This is a genomic window from Corynebacterium efficiens YS-314, assembly GCF_000011305.1.
Classification (GTDB): domain Bacteria; phylum Actinomycetota; class Actinomycetes; order Mycobacteriales; family Mycobacteriaceae; genus Corynebacterium; species Corynebacterium efficiens.
In genome coordinates, this window is the sequence record NC_004369.1 from 1051750 (window position 1) to 1068657 (window position 16908).

Below are 16908 nucleotides of genomic sequence, written 5' to 3' on the forward strand. Positions count from 1 at the left end.
GGGTTGTCAGCATCTGTTCGTGCTGTCTAACCGTGGGTCGGGGAGACCTCCAGGACCGCCTTGATGGTGCCACCCTCGTGGGCATCATGGATGGCCGTGTCGATCTCATCGAAGCTGTAGGTGGTGATCAGCCGGTCAAAGGGGAACCGGCCCTGCTTGTACAGGTCGATGAGTGCAGGGATCAGGGTGAGGCTGTTGGAGGAACCACCCAGGGTGCCCACCACTGTCTTGTCGAACAGGGTACGCATGTGGTCGAGCGAGAAGCGTGCCTCGGCCGGTGCGCCACCGACGAGGATGAAGGTGCCCATCAGGCCGACGGCATCCGCGGCCTGCTCAATCACCCTGATGCTGCCGGTGCAGTCCAGGACGTAGTCGGCCGGGCCACCACAGATCTCGGTCACGGCATCAACGATGTCACGGTCACCGGTGTTGACGGTGTGGGTGGCACCGAGGTCACGTGCCAGCTCCAGACGGGAATCCTGCAGATCCATGGCGATGATCTTTGCTGCGGGTGTGTTTCGGGCGGCCATGATCGCACCGAGCCCGACAGCCCCGGCACCGATGATGACGATGGATTCCCCGGGCTGGGGCTGTGCGGTGTTGAACACCGCACCTGCACCGGTGGTGATGCCACACGCGAGTGGCCCGAGTATCAGAAGGTCGATGTCCTTATCCACCTTCACCACCGCATTGGCCCGGGTCAGTGAGTAGGTGGCGAAGGAGGACTTGGCCGAAGAAATGCCCGGACAGTGCGGTACCATCGGCGCGGGTGTAGGCGGAGGATCCGGCGTCCGGTCCGTGGAGGCGTACACCGGCGAGTAGCTCGGCCCCGATGTTGAGGCAGTAGCGGTGCTCACCGCGGATGCAGTTGCGGCATTTACCGCAGTAGGGCCACCCCATGATGGCGTGATCCCCGGGTACCACCGTGGTCACCCCCTCGCCGACGGCCTCGACAACGCCGGAGCCCTCATGGCCCAGCACACCGGGCAGCGGGAGGGGCATATCCCCGGACTGGGTGTTCAGATCAGTGTGACAGACACCGGTTCCGACAACCCTGACCAGCACCTCCCCGGGGCCGGGATCAGCAAGGGTGAGCTCCTCGCGGCGGAAGGGGGCGCCGATCTTCTCAATGACATAGGCATCGATGTTCATGGGGTGTCCTCATTTCTGGGTATGGGTGTGAGTGGATGTGTAGCTACCCCCGGAGTATAGGTAGACAACACCAGGCGGGGCACCGAATTGGTTTGATGGTTAGGCGGCCTTCGCCCCGATGACCGACACCGAGAGCTCCAGGCGCATCTGTGCCTCCCAGTCCTCCAGTCCGTCGTCATAGGCACGCCACAGATCATTGTCGTCCTCGACCGGGTGGATGAGGGGACGCAGGGGGAAGGGGCGGGTGACCAGACGGACGGGGATGTCGAAGGTGCCGGGGAATTCCGGTGCCTCATTGGCCAGCCGGCCTTCCAGAACCAGGGGGATATTCTCACGCTCGTACCGCTGGTACCGGGTGAAGTCCTGTTCGGACAGCTCCACCCAGAGCCCGTACTGTAGTGGTTCGGTCTCCCCGATGACCGGGATATCCAGGTTCGCGCGGATGAAACTGCGCCGCGGTTGCGGATAGAGGACGCGGCAGACATCATCGCCGACCTGCAGACGCCAGGGCAGGGCCCGGTGGATCTTCTCCGCGATGATGTCCGGATAGATCCGGGCAATGGCCGGGATACCGACGTGGGGGTGGTCGCAGTCGGGGCAGAAGTAGTGGACGGGTTTCATGACGATCCTTTCGTATGCGGGTTGCTCGATCAGCCCTCACGCTAAACCGCCGGGTAGGGCCCCGACCAGCATGACCATCCGGAATCTGTGGATGATTCCCCACCGGGGTGCCGCCGCTGTGGATAACCCAGCAGGCCACACAACGACAAGAACCCACCCTGCGTACAGGGTGGGTTCTTGTCACGACCGCGACTATTCCGCCACGAGGGACTCCAGCACGAATTCCGGGTGCTCCTTCTCGATGAAGGACAGACGCCACTTGTCACCGAACAGGGCGATGAGTTCGCCGTCGGTGCGGGTGAAGACCTCCACACCGCGCTGCTTGGACAGCTCCACGGCGGTCTCCGGGGTGGTGCGGCGTGCCACGGTGTACGGGATCGGATCGGCGACGGTCTCCACGTTGTACTCGACCTCCATGCGGGCCTGCATGACCTCGAACTGCATGGGGCCGACAGCGGCCATGACCGGGTTGGCATCGCCACGCAGGTCGTTGCGCAGGATCTGGACGACACCCTCGGAATCCAGCTGCTCCAGTGCCTTGCGGAACTGCTTGTACTTGCCCAGGGACTTCGCACGCAGGATGCGGAAGTGCTCGGGGGCGAACTTCGGCATCGGCGGGTACTGGATCTTGCGTCCGGCGTAGATGGTGTCACCGGGTGCCAGGGCACCGGCGTTGACCAGACCCACGATGTCACCCGGGAAGGCCGTCTCCACGGTCGAACGGGTGCGTCCGAACACCGTCAGGGCGTACTTGGTGGAGAAACTGCGGGAGGTCTGCGCGTGGGTGACCTGCATGCCACGGTCGAATTCCCCGGAGACCACCCGCATGAAGGCGAGGGTGTCACGGTGGTTGCGGTCCATGCCTGCCTGCACCTTGAACACCACACCGGAGAAATCATCGGTGACCTCACGGCGTTCATCCATGGCGGTGGTGGAGGCCTCAAGGGCCTTCGGGTCGGCATCGCGGCCCTGCGGGGAGGGGGCCAGGGCACACAGGGTGTCCAGGATCTGGTGGACACCGAAGTTGAGCATCGCCGAGGCGAAGATCAACGGGGAGGTGGTGCAGCTGAGGAACATCTCCTGATCGTGCACGGCACCGTCGGCGGCGAGGAGTTCCGCCTCCTCGGTGGCGTTCTCCCACACCTCGCCCTCACGCTGCGCAGCTTCCTCGGGGGTGTAGAAATCCTCCGGGGCGATGGTGGAGCCACCGGCGGTGCGGGTGAAGTGGATGTACTCCTCGGCCTCACCGTCTTCGTTGATGCGCGCCAGTCCGCGGAAGTCACCTGCCTCACCGACGGGCCAGAACAGGGGGGTGGGCTGGAGATCGATCTCCTGGACGATCTCGTCGACAAGCTCAAGCGGGGTGCGACCGACACGGTCCCACTTGTTGATCACGGTGATGATCGGCAGGCCACGGGCCTTGCACACGCGGAAGAGCTGCAGAGTCTGCGGCTCGAGGCCCTTGGCGGCGTCGATGAGCATGACGGCGGCATCGACGGCCATGAGCACACGGTAGGTGTCCTCGGAGAAGTCGGCGTGACCCGGGGTGTCCACCAGGTTGATCATGTAGGGCTCGCCCTCATGGTTCTCGGGCGCGTACTCGAACTGCAGGGCGGAGGACGCGATCGAGATACCGCGGTCCTTCTCCATCTCCATCCAGTCGGAGACGGTGGCCTTGCGGCCGGCCTTGCCATGGGTGGCACCAGCCTCGGAGATGATGTGCGCATGCAGTGCGAGCGCCTCGGTCAGGGTTGATTTACCGGCATCGGGGTGTGCGATGACGGCAAATGTCCGGCGGCGTTGTGCCTCTGCTGCTGTGCTGGTGGTGCTCATGGATTATAAGAATAGCCGGTGGGGTGGGTCGAACCCCAGCCGGTGTCCTGGTGGATGCACCTGTAACTCGGTGGAGGGTTTCTGTGGCTGGGGGTACGTAGGTGTACCGTTCTCTAACTATTGACTTATAGTTATTTTTGACCGTTCAGAGAGGATCTCGAAACAAAATGCACCTACAACCCCGAGAGCAGGAGAAACTCATGATTGTAGTCGCGGCAGACCTGGCACGCCGCAGACAGGCCCGTGGCCTCCAACTCAACTATCCCGAAGCGGTGGCCATCATCTCCTACGAACTGATGGAAGGAGCACGGGACGGCCGCTCGGTGGCGGAGCTGATGAGCTGGGGCACAACCATCCTCAACCGCGACGACGTCCAGGAGGGCATTGCCGAGATGATCCCTGAGGTGCAGGTAGAGGCAACATTTCCAGATGGGACCAAACTCATCACCGTCCACACTCCGATCCGATAGGGAGGTTGTCATGATTCCCGGAGAGTATGTCCTGTCCGACACACCGATTCTTTGCAACCGTGGTCGCGAAGCCATTGAGATCGAGGTGATCAACACGGGGGACCGGCCCGTCCAAATAGGGTCGCATTACCACTTCGCAGAAGTAAATCCGCTGGTGACCTTCGATCGCGTACGAGCCCGTGGCATGCGTCTGGACATCCCGGCCGGAACCGCTGCCCGCCTGGAACCCGGTGATGCCACCACCGTTCGATTAATTCCCTTTGCGGGCGGGCGCCTGATACGGGGATTTCGCAATGAAATCAACGGTGCCGTTGAATCTTGCATGGTTTCGGGTGCCAGTGAACCCGCCAGTGGGACGGGGGAAACATCCTGATGTTCTCCATGAGTAGAAAACAGCATGCCTCGATGTACGGACCCACCACCGGGGACAGACTGAGACTTGCCGACACCGGTCTTTTCGCCGAGATTGAAGAAGACCTCACCATCGCCGGTGAGGAAGCTGTCTTCGGAGGCGGGAAAGTTGTGCGCGTCGGGATGGGCCAGAACGGGCACCGGACGAGAGAAGAGGATCCGGACATTCCCGACACGGTGATCACCAACGTGATCGTCCTGGATTGGTCGGGAATCTACAAGGCGGACATCGGAATCCGCGACGGTATTATCACCGGGATCGGTCATGCGGGTAACCCCGACACCATGGATGGGGGGACAATCCCAATCGGTGTCTCCACCGACATCATTGCCGGCGAGGGCAAGGTGCTCACTGCGGGTGGCATTGACACTCACATCCACTTCATCTCCCCGGAGCAGATCGAAGCTGCACTAGTTTCCGGGATCACCACCATGATCGGTGGCGGTACCGGTCCCTCGGAATCCACGAAGGCCACAACGATTACTCCCGGACCCTGGCACATTCATCAGATGCTGAGATCGCTGGACGGCTTCCCGATGAATATCGGATTGCTGGGTAAGGGACATGCGACAGCATCGGCACCGTTGATCGACCAGATCCGGGCAGGCGCCATTGGGCTCAAGGTTCACGAGGATTGGGGTGCCACACCCGCCACCATCGATCTATCGCTCAGTGTGGCAGACGAATTCGACATCCAGGTGGCTGTGCACACAGACACCCTCAACGAGGCAGGATTCGTCGAAAGCACCCGGGAGGCGATCGGGGGGAGGGTGATCCATACTTTCCACACCGAGGGGGCGGGAGGCGGCCATGCTCCTGACATCATCGCGCTGGCAGGGGAACCCAATGTGCTTCCTGCATCAACGAATCCGACGTTACCGTACACAGTGAACACCGTGGAAGAACACCTGGACATGCTAATGGTGTGTCACCACCTCAATCCCGATGTCCCCGAAGACGTTGCATTCGCCGATTCCCGCATCCGAACTGAAACCATCGCTGCAGAGGATGTACTCCATGACATGGGTATATTTTCCATTACCTCGTCAGATTCGCAGGCGATGGGACGGGTAGGTGAAGTCATCATCCGAACGTGGCAGGTGGCGGATTCGATGAAGCGCCAACGTGGTCCACTCGAGGGCGATACCGCGGACTCAGACAATAACCGCATCAAACGTTACGTAGCCAAATATACGATCAATCCCGCACTGGCCCAGGGCATCTCTCATGTGGTTGGTTCGGTGGAAACCGGTAAATTCGCCGACCTGGTGCTGTGGGAACCGAAGTTCTTCGGTGTGAAACCCTTCATGATTCTCAAGGGTGGGCAGGTGGTCAATTCCATCATGGGGGATGCGGGAGCATCAATTCCAACTCCCCAACCGGAATTGTATCGTCCCATGTTCGGCTCCTACGGCAGCGCGACAAGCAGCAATTCGATCACCTTCCTCCCCCGGGTAGCTATTGCTGCCGGTATCCCCGAGCAACTCGGACTCAACCGTCGGATTGAGGAATGCCATGGCATTCGGACCCTCACCAAGCAGAGTCTGAAACTCAATGGGGAGACTCCCTCCATTCACGTTGACCCTGAAACCTACGAAGTGCGTATCGACGGTGCCCTAATCACCTGTGAACCAGCCGAGAAACTACCACTGGCCCAGCGCTATTTCCTTTTCTAGAAAGGCGAAGACACATGATCATTACCGAAATAATCGGGAACATTCACGAACAACCCGAACTGAGAACTCACCACGCGGAGACGATCACGCTCGTCGACGACGCACTCACCAAACGTATTCAGCGTCTGGTGAGTGATCATGGCTCCGAGCTGGGACTGCGACTGCCTTCCGGGCATCCGCCACTACGCGACGGCGATGTTCTCCATAGTGACGGTGAGAACTCTATTCTCATTGCCGTGGCACCGACAGATGTCCTCATGATCAGGCCGGGGACCCTCAGGGATATGGCTTTTGTTGCCCATTCGCTGGGTAATCGCCATCTACCTGCACAGTTTGACGGTGACGTGATGATAGTTCGATATGACAATACCGTTGTTGACTTTCTGGAACATTACGGTGTCCGGTACGAGAGACGAAGTACCGTGATGCCGACCCCCTTCCGGCATTCTGAGCACACCCATTGATGTGATCCCGGTGAATTCAATGGAATCCACTCGCATGACGCGGACTTTAGCTGCCATGCAGCTCATGGATTCCGCGCTGCCGACCGGTGCATTCAGTCATTCCCATGGATTCGAAACCTATCTTCATCGAGGTGTGATCCATGATGCGAGCAGTTTCGGCGTATGGCTGCAGATGTTTATTCAACAGCAGCTGACGTTCACTGATGCTGTTGTCATTAGGGAGGTGTTTCGCTCGACCTCGTTGAAACGGGTGGGAGAGCTCGATCAACTGATTACAGCTCAGGCTGTTCCCGAGCAGATTCGCACAGCTGGCAAGACTATGGGTATCCGGATGCTGGAGATAGCGGAACAGGGATACCCCGATCCGGCTCTGATCTGGTACCGCCGAGAGGTGGACCAGCGGACTCTGTCCGGTCATCCAGCCATCGTCTGGGCCCTTGTGGCGCGTGCCCTGGATGTCGCCGAGGATGAGGCGGTGGCGCAACACCTCTACGCCACGTCAATGTCATTGATCCACAATGCCGTCAGAGCCGTCCCCTTCGGACAAAACGCTGGTCAGCATTTGATCAGACAAGCACAGGAGTGGGTGACCGCAGCTGTCGGAAACTCTGCGGACATCGAATTCGATGACATCGGTTCCATTACTCCGGGACTCGAAATAGCACAGATGCAACATGAGAATCAACGTGCCCGGATGTTCATGAGCTAGGCACACCACGCAGTGGACCGATCAGAAACGAAAATTACCAGAAAGAAGGAAACCATGATCAGAATTGGAATCGGTGGCCCCGTGGGGGCCGGAAAAACCCAGTTGATTGAACGTATCACCCGGGCACTCGATGGGACGCTGTCGATGGCAGCTATAACCAATGACATCTACACCATCGAAGATGCGAAAATCCTCGCCCGCAATGGCATTCTGCCGACCGAGCGAATTATCGGCATCGAAACCGGAGGTTGCCCTCACACCGCCATCCGTGAGGACACCTCGATGAATGAGGCGGCGGCCAGACAGCTCAGAGAGAAGTTCCCTGACCTGGACCTCCTTTTCATTGAATCCGGTGGGGACAACCTCTCGGCGACCTTCTCCCCGGAACTCGTAGACTTCTCGATCTACATCATTGATGTGGCTCAGGGAGAAAAGATCCCTAGAAAAGCCGGCCAGGGCATGATTAAAGCTGACCTGTTCGTCATCAATAAGACAGATCTCGCACCGTTCGTCGGAGCAGATCTGTCTGTGATGGTGAAGGATACCCATGAGTTCCGGGGCCAACGTCCTTACGCCTTGACCAATCTCCGTACCGATGAAGGACTTGAGGAGATCCTGGCGTGGATCCGGCGAGATGTTCTCATGTCCGATCTGGCGTGAAGCCCGGTGGAGAACTGCGACTGCGGATCGCCCACAGGGGAACAGACGGTCGCAGCTTCGCACAATCGCAATTCCACCGGGGGGCACTTCGCGTACTGCGCCCCCATTACCCGTCGGATGATGGCTTGGTGAGTTACACACTGATCAACCCAGGGGGAGGTTTTCTCGGTGGTGATGTCTATGACATTGATGTGGAGGTCGGTGACGGGGCAGGTCTGCAACTATGCACCCAGTCTGCAACAAAGATCTACCGCACCCCACAGGGACCGGCTGTTCAGCAGACCGTCGTCAAACTGGGAAAGCGGGCGCTGCTGGAGAGCGTGCCCGATCCGGTGATCGTTTACCGTGGTGGCACCTACCGGCAGTCGACCCGTGTAGAGATGGACGAGTCCTCGGTCTTTCTCTCCGCCGAGATTGTCACCCCAGGATGGTCCCCGGATGCCACCCACTTCGGTTTCGACCGTCTACATATGCGCACAGAAGTCATGATGCAGGGGCGCATGGTGCTTTTGGACAATCTACGAATGGTTCCTGATGTCGATATATCCGGAATCGGGGTGATGGAGGGTTTCAGCCATTCGGGCACCCTTATCCTCATTGCGCCACCGCTATGCAATGACGTGGTCTTCCATGCAGCAACAAATATCGTCGAATCGGTTCGTTGGTCAGGGGTCGGTGAGCTCGAGTGTGGTTTGACCAGAGTGCACGGGGGATTCGTCGTGCGATCGCTCGCATATCGCAGTGGACGTATCCAGCAGATCCATGAAGCCATTATTGAACTCTATCGACACGAAACCGCTAAATGGAGAGGTGCGGAAAGTGCCAGTTCAATGCACTATTCATGAGCCTGTAGCACACTAATCCGGGGGTAGTCCAAGTGTGGGCTGCGACACCTGAGTGATTCTTGCGGCTGATTACCTATAGCTTTATAGAAACAGGTAAACCTGTCGATCTATAGAAATCTGAACCGGAGGAAGAATGTCCAAGAAGACAATGATTCAGGGGCTGGCCGTGCTCTCAGCGCTGGCGCTCGGAATGACGGCCTGCACCCGTGCAGAATCGGAGACTGTTGCCGCCAACGGCGGATCATGTGTAGATACTTCGGGCGACGCCGTCAAGGTGGGATTCATCAATTCCCTCTCAGGCACCATGGCAATCTCGGAGACCACGGTCAATGAATCCCTACACATGGCGGCTCAGGAGATCAACGCGGATGGCGGTGTTCTGGGTAAAGAGTTGGTAATCGCGGAAGAAGACGGTGCCAGTGAACCTGCGACCTTCGCAGAGCGTGCCCAGCGGTTGATACAGCAGGAATGTGTGGCAGCAGCGTTCGGTGGTTGGACCTCTGCCTCTCGTAAAGCCATGCTGCCGGTGTTCGAGGGAAACAACTCCCTGCTCTTCTATCCGGTGCAGTACGAGGGAATGGAATCCTCACCCAACATCTTCTACACCGGGGCAACCACCAACCAGCAGATCATCCCGGCGCTTGATTACCTCAAGGAACAAGGGAAGAGCCGGCTCTTCCTCGTCGGTTCCGACTATGTATTCCCCCGGACCGCGAACCAGATCATCAGGGATTACGCCGAGGCTAACGGAATGGAAATCGTGGGGGAGGATTACACCCCGCTTGGCTCCACAGATTTCACCACAATTGCCAATCGAATGAAGAATTCCGGCGCTGATGCGGTATTCAACACCCTCAACGGCGATTCCAACGTGGCATTCTTCCGCCAATACAACAGTCTCGGGCTGACCGCCGAGACTCTCCCGGTGATGTCTGTATCTATCGCCGAGGAAGAGATTGCCGGTATCGGCGCCTCCAACATTGAGGGACAACTCGTTGCATGGAACTACTACCAGACTGTCGACACCGATGAGAATGCCGGTTTCGTCGACCGCTTCAAGAGCTTGTATGGCCAGGACCGCGTCACCTCAGATCCCATGCAGGCTGCGTACACCAGTCTCTACCTGTGGAAGGAGATGGTGGAGAAAGCCGGTTCCTTCGAAACTGAGGCCATCCGGCAAGCAGCAGATGGTACCTCCTTCGATGCACCGGAAGGCACGGTCGTTGTCGACGGCGACAACAACCACATTTCTAAAACTCCACGCATTGGGCAGGTTCGTGAAGACGGTTTGATCGACATCATCTGGGAAACCGACTCGCCTGTTAATCCAGACCCATTTCTGGAGACCTACGAGTGGGCACAGTCTGCTTCTGCAGCCACGTCTTAAGCAGGAGCACTCAAGAACATGGACATTCTACTCAATCAGCTAGTAGCGGGCCTGTCAGTGGGGTCCGTTCTGCTGCTGGTGGCGGTTGGTCTTTCCCTGACCTTCGGTCAGATGGGGGTCATCAACATGGCCCACGGCGAGTTCATCATGGTTGGGGCCTACACGGCCTTCGTTGTGCAGGGGGTTATCAACTCTGCAGGGTTCTCGCTTTTGATCAGTATTCCACTGGCATTTGCCATCGGAGGGCTCCTCGGGGTTCTCCTTGAACAGACCTTGCTACGCCATCTCTACCACCGGCCTTTGGACACACTGCTTGCGACCTTTGGCGTTGGTCTGATCCTGCAGCAGCTGGCCAGGGATATTTTCGGCGCACCAGCAGTAGACGTACGTGCGCCTGAATGGTTGCGTGGTCATACCGAAATTCTGGGGACTCTGGTGCCGGTGTCCCGACTGTTCATTCTCTTTCTCGCCTTGGCCTCAGTGGCCGGATTGGCGGTGTTTCTCAACCGTTCCATCTGGGGTCGGAGAATCAGGGCAGTCGTGATCAATCGCGATCTCGCCGAGACTAATGGCATCAATACCCGGGCCACGGACCGTATGACCTTTTTTATCGGGTCTGGTCTCGCCGGAATTGCAGGCGTCGCCATCACTCTCATTGGAGCCACCGGGCCGACCATCGGTCAGAACTACATTGTCGACGCTTTCCTTGTCGTGGCCGCGGGTGGAATCGGCAAGATCAAGGGCGCGGTGATCATGGCGTTTGTTCTGGGCATAATGCAAGCCTTCATTGAGTACTCAACCGGTGCGAGTATTGCGAAGTTCATTGTGCTGATTGCAGTGGTCGCCTTTCTTCAGTTCCGCCCCCAAGGGCTGTTTCAAACCCGAACAAGGAGCCTCGTATGAGTATCATCTCAAAGCGCTCGACCAGGGTAACGATCCCGACGACGGGACCAGATCCCGACTCCACCCCGCGCAGGAAGATGTCGGTGGTCAACGCGCCTACGCTAAGGAATGCTGCCCTGGGTTTCTCCCTGTTAGCTGCCGCGTTGCTCATCGCGCCACTGGTGCTGTCAACATTCCAGCTCAATCTCATGGCACGTCTGGTCTGTTATGCCATCGTCGCGGTGGGAATCGGCATCGCGTGGGGTAGAGGAGGGATGCTGACCCTGGGACAAGGAGTGTTCTTCGGTATCGGCGCCTACGTGATGGCTATGCACATGCTGCTGGCAGATGCAGCCATGATGGGACAAACCGTTCCCGCATTCATGTCCCTGGCCGGCACATCCGACGTGCCACTCTGGTGGCGACCCTTCGCTAATCCCGTGGTGACCGTGTTAGCGGTCATCATCCTGCCTGCACTAGTCGCATTCGCGTTGGGGTTTCCAATCTTCAAGCGTCGCATAAAGGGGGCATATTTCGCCATTCTGAACCAGGCGCTTGCTGCCGCAGTGGTCGTTCTCCTGGTGGGACAACAGGGCGCACTCGGTGGTTCCAACGGCCTCAACGGTTTCACATCCTTCTTCGGCTTCACACTCTATGACCCGACGAACCGGGTGGTCCTCTATCTGATGGCGGCCGGGGTGCTGTTGTTGATGGTTGCCATTTCCTACTGGCTCATGCGGAGTCGCTACGGAGAACTGCTGGTAGCGACGCGTGACACTGAGGAACGGGTGCGTTTTCTGGGGTACGATCCGGCATGGATCAAGACTGGGGCTTACGTTATCGCCGCGATGATGGCAGGTATCGCCGGTGCGTTGTTCGTCCCAATCATGGGAATCATCTCACCCGCCGAGATCGGGGTCGTCCCATCGATCGTCTTCGTGATCGCTGTCGCCGCGGGTGGTCGGAATTCCCTCTTCGGCCCTGTAGTGGGCGCTCTCGCCCTGGGGTGGATGGAATCCGCCCTTGCCCAGTCGTTTCCCAGTGCGTGGTCCTACTTCCAGGGCGCGATCCTTGTTCTGGTCATCGTGCTTCTCCCCGGAGGGATTGCGTCGCTTGGCTGGAAACGCTTGACAAAGGAGCAATCATCATGAGCCTCGATGTTACAAACCTGACTGTGCGCTTCGGTGAGTTCACTGCTGTCAATAATGTGAGTTTTCGTTCAGTGACCGGAGAGGTGCATTTTCTCATCGGTGCCAACGGGGCGGGTAAGACCACATGCATTGATGCCATCAGCGGTCTGGTCGATGGTGGAGGGTCCGTGAAGCTCGATGGTCGGGAGATTCTAGGTACCCCGGTACACCGGATCGCGAGAATGGGCGTCGGGCGTACCTTCCAGACCGCCAGCGTCTTTGAGAGGTTATCGGTTCTTCAGAACCTTGATGTCGCATGTGGGTTGCACCGTGGGCTCAGAGCTTTAGGGGGCATACGAAGGAACATCGATCCACGTATTGAGGATGCCCTCCAGGTGACAAATCTCGGTGATCTCGTGGATAAGCAGGCGGGAACCCTTTCCCACGGGCAGAAACAGTGGTTGGAGATCGCCATGCTTCTTGTGCAGGATGCCAAAGTGCTCATGCTTGATGAACCGGTGGCGGGTATGAGCGAGGAGGAACGCGTCGCCACCGGAGAACTTCTATCGCGCGTCTCGCGTGACCGAATGGTTTTGGTGGTTGAGCATGACATGGACTTCATGCGTCGTTTCGCCACCCGGGTCACCGTTATGAACAGGGGAGAGATTCTCACGGAGGGCACCGTCGATGAAATTCAGAATCACCCGGACGTCCAGGCCATCTACCTGGGCACCACCGCCATCACAACCAGGGAGGCATGATGCTCATTTTGCAGGATATTACCGCCAGTTATGGGCGTACCCAGGTTCTTCATTCCGTGAGTTTGGAATCGGCTGAGTCTGGCATCCTGGCTGTGCTGGGGCACAACGGCGCGGGCAAGTCGACTCTACTGCGTACAGCTATCGGTCTGATCAATCCCACCAGCGGAAGAGTGCTTTTCGACGGTGAGGATATTTCCACTCTGCCACCGCACAGCCGGATCCGGAAGGGTATGGCATACGTGCCACAGGGGCAGCAGTCGTTTACTCAACTGACCTGTTGGGAAAACCTTCGGGTGGTTGCAGATCTACACGGGCGGCCGGGACACGCCCGGGTCGATGATGCACTGGGGAGGTTCCCCGCCCTTCACGCGGTGATGGACCGACCGGCGGGGTTGCTCTCCGGTGGTCAGCGACAACAGTTGGCCATAGCCCGTGCGCTGATTTCAGGACCGCGTCTCCTGCTCCTGGATGAACCTACTGAAGGCATCCAACCCTCGGTAGTCACTGAGATTCAGCAGGCGATCACCGAACTCGCAGCTGGCGGAATGGGTATTCTCCTCGTTGAGCAGAACATGGGCTTCGCACTTGAGGTGGCCCGGGAATACGCGGTGATCTCGCGGGGAAGAATCGTGGAGACGGGCATGGGTGTGGAAGACAAAGAGCTCAAACACAACAAGGTCAAGATGTCTCTGGCGATCTGAATATTGAGTGGGCAGATTCTAGCGTGCGTGGATGTCGTTCTGAGCAGCCGCCAATCCCCGCGCGATGATCAGATCTACCGCATCGGCAGCCACATCGATGCCCGGCTGTTGGTCAGCCACCGGCTCCAGGACATAATCGGGCACACTCATGCCCTGGGGCGGACGGGAAATGCCGATGCGAACACGCAGGTAATCACGGGTTCCCAGTTCCTGGGTGAGGGATTTCAGACCATTGTGGCCGTTTTCATTACCACCTTTTTTCACACGTACCTTGCCTGCTGGTAGATCCAGTTCGTCGTGGATGACGATGATCCGCTCCGGCGGGATGCCCAGTGTCTGCGCCAGCGGCGCGACACCCTGCCCGGAATGGTTCATGAACGTGGTCGAACGCACCGCAAGCGCGCTGTCAGCAGCGTCGGGCAGCGGGGTGGTCAGCACCTTGAGTCCCCTGACCGGGGTCAACGGTGGTGCGTCGTGGGTACCGAGAAGCGTATCGACGCACATGTAACCCACGTTGTGTCTCGTGGCCTCGTATTTTACGCCGGGATTACCCAGACCGACCACCAGCCACCTGGCCTCGGGTAGCTCTGCGAGGTCGGGGACCTCGGGGGTGCGGGAGGACTGGAAGAATGCCTGAATTCGGGAGAGGAAACTCACCCGGTCAATAGTATTGGGTGGCATGGGTATTCTCGATTCGTTGTCCGTTCCCGTCATTGTCGCCCCGATGGCCGGGGGGCCCTCCACCCCGGAGCTGGTCACCGCCGCGGGGCAGGTCGGTTCGCTGGGTTTCCTCGCCGGTGGCACCTCCAGCGTGGCGCAGTTTCGCACACAGCTGGCGCAGGTGTCCGGCCGGTTCGGGGTGAACCTGTTCCGTCCGCAGGAGGAGAAACCGACACCATCGGATGTTGATGAGGTCGCCGGCCTGCTCACCCAGGCCTTCCGTGAATACCGGTTGGGGGAACCAGTGGTTCCGGCGGTGGATCTGACCAACGGCTGGGCTGAGAAATTCCACCTGGCCGTGGCAGCGCGCCCCGCGGTGATCTCCTCCACCTTCGGCATGTTCACACCGGATGAGTTCGCCACCCTGAAACAGGCGGGGATCGAGGCCTGGGTGACCGTAACCAACGAGAATGACGCACGAACGGCGGAACGGGCCGGCGCGGATGTGCTCGTGGTCCAGGGGCCGGAAGCCGGTGGTCACCGGTCCACCTGGTCCCTTACAGAGGAACCGGATCGGAGGTCCCTTGATGAGCTGCTGCGGGCCGTGGTGGGGCAGGTCCGCATCCCGGTGGTGGCCGCGGGCGGTGTCTCCACCCGCGAGGGCGTGCAACGCATGTTGGATCTCGGGGCCTCTGCGGTGGCTTGCGGGTCGGTGTTCCTCCTGGCGGATGAGGCCGGCACCTCGGCGACCAATCGTGAACTGCTCCTGACGGCCGGTGAACGGGGCGTGACCACCACCTGTTCCAGGGCCTTCTCAGGGAGGTACGCCAGGGGGGTGAAGACCCGATTCGTGCGGGAAAATGAAAGTCTACCCCCGGTCTACCCGTACCTGAATGTGATGATCGCCCCGCTGCGGGCCGCGGCTGGGGCGACAGGGAACTGGGACTATGCGTACTGCCTGGTGGGAACCGGTATTGGTAATATCAAAACGGGGTCAGTGAAACAGATATTGAGCACAATGAATCCTTCCGTTTGAGCTAGGCTGAGGGGGCTTGTTCTCCACCTACCCATCGAAGGACGCATTAAATGACGAACAACCACAAGGACTGGAACGAACGCATCGCAGTTGCGGAGCAGATGGTGCCCCTCATCGGGCGTCTGCACCGCAACAATAATGTCGTGGTGTCGGTCTTCGGTCGTCTCCTTGTGAATGTCTCTGACATCGACATCATCAAGTCACACCGCTACGCACGTCACATCACCTCCAAGGAACTCCCCCTGGAGGACACCCTGGCGATCCTGCGCGAGCTGGTGGACATGAACCTCGGCACGGCATCGATCGATCTCGGACAGCTGGCCTACAACTTCGAGAATTCCGACAGCACCGATCTGCGTGCCTTCCTGGAGGACTCACTCGCGGATGTCATCGGCACCGGCCCGACCACCAAACACGCCGATGTCGTCCTCTACGGTTTCGGCCGCATCGGACGTCTCCTGGCGCGCATCCTCGTCTCCCGTGAGGCCCTCTACGACGGTGTGCGCCTGCGCGCGATCGTCGTACGTAAGAACTCCGAGGATGACCTGGTCAAGCGTGCCTCCCTGCTGCGCCGTGACTCCGTGCACGGGGCCTTCGACGGCACCATCACCATCGATCACGAGAACAACATCATCTGGGCCAACGGCACCCCGATCCAGGTGATCTACTCCAACGACCCCACCACGGTCGACTACACCGAATACGGCATCGACAACGCCATCGTGGTGGATAACACCGGCCGCTGGCGCGACCGTGAGGGCCTGGGCCAGCACCTGCAGGCCAAGGGCGTGTCCAAGGTGGTGCTCACCGCGCCGGGCAAGGGCGACCTGAAGAACATCGTCTACGGCATCAACCACTCCGACATCGCGGAGGATGACACCATCATCACCGCGGCATCGTGCACCACCAACGCCATCACCCCGGTGCTCAAGGTCATCAACGACCGCTACGGTGTCGAGTTCGGCCATGTGGAGACGGTCCACTCCTTCACCAATGACCAGAACCTCATCGACAACTTCCACAAGGGTTCCCGCCGTGGCCGTGCAGCAGGTCTGAACATGGTCCTCACCGAGACCGGTGCGGCCAAGGCCGTGGCCAAGGCCCTGCCCGAACTCGCCGGCAAGTTGACCGGCAATGCCATCCGCGTCCCCACCCCGGATGTATCCATGGCGGTGCTCAACCTCACCCTCAACCAGGAGGTTGACCGCGAGGAGGTCAACGACTTCCTCCGCCGGGTGTCCCTGCACTCCAACCTGCGTCAGCAGATCGACTGGATCAAGTCCCCGGAGGTGGTCTCCACCGACTTCGTGGGCACCACCCACGCCGGCATTGTCGACGGTCTGGCCACCATCGCCACCGGCCGTCACCTGGTGCTCTACGTCTGGTATGACAACGAGTTCGGCTACTCCAGCCAGGTCGTCCGCATTGTGGAGGAGATCGCCGGTGCACGCCCGAAGGTCTACCCGGAGCGCGCACTGCCCGTGGCCCTCTAACCCCGGCCCACCCGGA

The 16908-nt window shown here is 59.4% G+C and carries 19 protein-coding genes; 14 read left to right on the forward strand and 5 right to left on the reverse strand.

All coding sequences use genetic code 11. The features are described from left to right. Window positions 1-26 precede the first annotated feature (26 nt). The 4 genes from CE_RS05065 to CE_RS05080 all read right to left on the reverse strand — a co-directional run bounded on the left by CE_RS05065 (window position 27) and on the right by CE_RS05080 (window position 3606). The gene (locus tag CE_RS05065; protein ID WP_231295164.1) at window positions 27-677 is read right to left on the reverse strand and encodes a zinc-binding dehydrogenase; all 651 of its coding nucleotides are present in this window, start codon (window positions 675-677) and stop codon (window positions 27-29) included. Beyond that, window positions 670-1152, reverse strand: coding sequence for an alcohol dehydrogenase catalytic domain-containing protein (locus tag CE_RS05070; protein WP_006770045.1), 483 nt, complete (start codon window positions 1150-1152; stop codon window positions 670-672). Before CE_RS05070 ends, CE_RS05065 begins: the two co-directional genes overlap by 8 nt. Window positions 1153-1251: 99 nt before the next feature. Further along, window positions 1252-1773, reverse strand: a complete 522-nt coding sequence (locus tag CE_RS05075) for a DUF2199 domain-containing protein (RefSeq protein WP_006770044.1) — start codon at window positions 1771-1773, stop codon at window positions 1252-1254. 192 nt (window positions 1774-1965) lie between these two features. After that, window positions 1966-3606, reverse strand: coding sequence for a peptide chain release factor 3 (locus CE_RS05080; protein WP_006770043.1), 1641 nt, complete (start codon window positions 3604-3606; stop codon window positions 1966-1968). A gap of 167 nt (window positions 3607-3773) precedes the next feature. Here CE_RS05080 and CE_RS05085 point away from each other — a divergent pair, with 167 nt between their 5' ends. From CE_RS05085 to urtE, 12 genes are all read left to right on the forward strand, one after another. Further along, complete coding sequence (locus tag CE_RS05085) at window positions 3774-4076, forward strand: urease subunit gamma (RefSeq protein WP_006770042.1); 303 nt, start codon at window positions 3774-3776, stop codon at window positions 4074-4076. A 10-nt stretch (window positions 4077-4086) separates the two neighbouring features. Next, on the forward strand, window positions 4087-4449 hold the full coding sequence (locus CE_RS05090; protein ID WP_006770041.1) for an urease subunit beta: 363 nt from the start codon (window positions 4087-4089) through the stop codon (window positions 4447-4449). Beyond that, window positions 4449-6164, forward strand: a complete 1716-nt coding sequence (gene ureC, locus CE_RS05095; RefSeq protein ID WP_006770040.1) for an urease subunit alpha — start codon at window positions 4449-4451, stop codon at window positions 6162-6164. Before CE_RS05090 ends, ureC begins: the two co-directional genes overlap by 1 nt. A gap of 14 nt (window positions 6165-6178) precedes the next feature. Continuing rightward, entirely contained in the window at window positions 6179-6628 is a 450-nt protein-coding gene (ureE, locus tag CE_RS05100; RefSeq protein WP_006770039.1) for an urease accessory protein UreE, read from the forward strand. Window positions 6629-6647: 19 nt separating this feature from the next. Further along, window positions 6648-7337: an urease accessory protein UreF gene (locus CE_RS05105; protein ID WP_006770038.1), complete on the forward strand. Its 690-nt coding sequence runs from the start codon at window positions 6648-6650 to the stop codon at window positions 7335-7337. Between the two features lie 54 nt (window positions 7338-7391). Then, the gene (gene ureG / locus CE_RS05110; RefSeq protein ID WP_006770037.1) at window positions 7392-7997 is read left to right on the forward strand and encodes an urease accessory protein UreG; all 606 of its coding nucleotides are present in this window, start codon (window positions 7392-7394) and stop codon (window positions 7995-7997) included. 128 nt (window positions 7998-8125) lie between these two features. Beyond that, window positions 8126-8842, forward strand: a complete 717-nt coding sequence (locus CE_RS05115; RefSeq protein ID WP_231295163.1) for an urease accessory protein UreD — start codon at window positions 8126-8128, stop codon at window positions 8840-8842. A 133-nt stretch (window positions 8843-8975) separates the two neighbouring features. After that, a complete protein-coding gene (gene urtA / locus CE_RS05120) occupies window positions 8976-10229 on the forward strand; it encodes an urea ABC transporter substrate-binding protein (protein ID WP_006770035.1) in 1254 nt (417 codons plus the stop codon). An 18-nt stretch (window positions 10230-10247) separates the two neighbouring features. Then, entirely contained in the window at window positions 10248-11132 is an 885-nt protein-coding gene (urtB, locus tag CE_RS05125) for an urea ABC transporter permease subunit UrtB (RefSeq protein ID WP_006770034.1), read from the forward strand. A 77-nt stretch (window positions 11133-11209) separates the two neighbouring features. Continuing rightward, a complete protein-coding gene (gene urtC / locus CE_RS05130; protein WP_081447262.1) occupies window positions 11210-12262 on the forward strand; it encodes an urea ABC transporter permease subunit UrtC in 1053 nt (350 codons plus the stop codon). Beyond that, window positions 12259-13002: an ATP-binding cassette domain-containing protein gene (locus CE_RS05135; RefSeq protein ID WP_006770032.1), complete on the forward strand. Its 744-nt coding sequence runs from the start codon at window positions 12259-12261 to the stop codon at window positions 13000-13002. Before urtC ends, CE_RS05135 begins: the two co-directional genes overlap by 4 nt. Further along, on the forward strand, window positions 13002-13703 hold the full coding sequence (gene urtE / locus CE_RS05140; RefSeq protein ID WP_035109880.1) for an urea ABC transporter ATP-binding subunit UrtE: 702 nt from the start codon (window positions 13002-13004) through the stop codon (window positions 13701-13703). Before CE_RS05135 ends, urtE begins: the two co-directional genes overlap by 1 nt. Window positions 13704-13721: 18 nt before the next feature. Here urtE and pth read toward each other — a convergent pair whose 3' ends face one another. Further along, window positions 13722-14384 carry an aminoacyl-tRNA hydrolase gene (gene pth, locus CE_RS05145; protein ID WP_006770030.1) on the reverse strand — a complete coding sequence of 221 codons (663 nt, stop codon included), beginning with the start codon at window positions 14382-14384 and terminating at the stop codon, window positions 13722-13724. Between pth and CE_RS05150 the strand changes: the two genes are divergently transcribed. Next, complete coding sequence (locus CE_RS05150; protein ID WP_006770029.1) at window positions 14383-15399, forward strand: NAD(P)H-dependent flavin oxidoreductase; 1017 nt, start codon at window positions 14383-14385, stop codon at window positions 15397-15399. The two genes, pth and CE_RS05150, sit on opposite strands and share 2 nt — an antisense overlap. Window positions 15400-15449: 50 nt before the next feature. Then, window positions 15450-16892 carry a glyceraldehyde-3-phosphate dehydrogenase gene (locus CE_RS05155; protein ID WP_006770028.1) on the forward strand — a complete coding sequence of 481 codons (1443 nt, stop codon included), beginning with the start codon at window positions 15450-15452 and terminating at the stop codon, window positions 16890-16892. Window positions 16893-16908: the final 16 nt, after the last annotated feature.

What these genes read in the sequence shown, in the direction of transcription:
- CE_RS05070 (WP_006770045.1), bottom strand. Translation starts at nt 1,152, where the DNA reads ATGAACATCGATGCCTATGTCATTGAGAAGATCGGCGCCCCCTTCCGC.
- CE_RS05075 (WP_006770044.1), bottom strand. Translation starts at nt 1,773, where the DNA reads ATGAAACCCGTCCACTACTTCTGCCCCGACTGCGACCACCCCCACGTC.
- CE_RS05080 (WP_006770043.1), bottom strand. Translation starts at nt 3,606, where the DNA reads ATGAGCACCACCAGCACAGCAGCAGAGGCACAACGCCGCCGGACATTT.
- CE_RS05085 (WP_006770042.1), top strand. Translation starts at nt 3,774, where the DNA reads ATGCACCTACAACCCCGAGAGCAGGAGAAACTCATGATTGTAGTCGCG.
- CE_RS05090 (WP_006770041.1), top strand. Translation starts at nt 4,087, where the DNA reads ATGATTCCCGGAGAGTATGTCCTGTCCGACACACCGATTCTTTGCAAC.
- ureC (WP_006770040.1), top strand. Translation starts at nt 4,449, where the DNA reads ATGTTCTCCATGAGTAGAAAACAGCATGCCTCGATGTACGGACCCACC.
- ureE (WP_006770039.1), top strand. Translation starts at nt 6,179, where the DNA reads ATGATCATTACCGAAATAATCGGGAACATTCACGAACAACCCGAACTG.
- CE_RS05105 (WP_006770038.1), top strand. Translation starts at nt 6,648, where the DNA reads ATGGAATCCACTCGCATGACGCGGACTTTAGCTGCCATGCAGCTCATG.
- ureG (WP_006770037.1), top strand. Translation starts at nt 7,392, where the DNA reads ATGATCAGAATTGGAATCGGTGGCCCCGTGGGGGCCGGAAAAACCCAG.
- urtA (WP_006770035.1), top strand. Translation starts at nt 8,976, where the DNA reads ATGTCCAAGAAGACAATGATTCAGGGGCTGGCCGTGCTCTCAGCGCTG.
- urtB (WP_006770034.1), top strand. Translation starts at nt 10,248, where the DNA reads ATGGACATTCTACTCAATCAGCTAGTAGCGGGCCTGTCAGTGGGGTCC.
- urtC (WP_081447262.1), top strand. Translation starts at nt 11,210, where the DNA reads ATGTCGGTGGTCAACGCGCCTACGCTAAGGAATGCTGCCCTGGGTTTC.
- CE_RS05135 (WP_006770032.1), top strand. Translation starts at nt 12,259, where the DNA reads ATGAGCCTCGATGTTACAAACCTGACTGTGCGCTTCGGTGAGTTCACT.
- urtE (WP_035109880.1), top strand. Translation starts at nt 13,002, where the DNA reads ATGCTCATTTTGCAGGATATTACCGCCAGTTATGGGCGTACCCAGGTT.
- CE_RS05150 (WP_006770029.1), top strand. Translation starts at nt 14,383, where the DNA reads ATGGGTATTCTCGATTCGTTGTCCGTTCCCGTCATTGTCGCCCCGATG.
- pth (WP_006770030.1), bottom strand. Translation starts at nt 14,384, where the DNA reads ATGCCACCCAATACTATTGACCGGGTGAGTTTCCTCTCCCGAATTCAG.
- CE_RS05155 (WP_006770028.1), top strand. Translation starts at nt 15,450, where the DNA reads ATGACGAACAACCACAAGGACTGGAACGAACGCATCGCAGTTGCGGAG.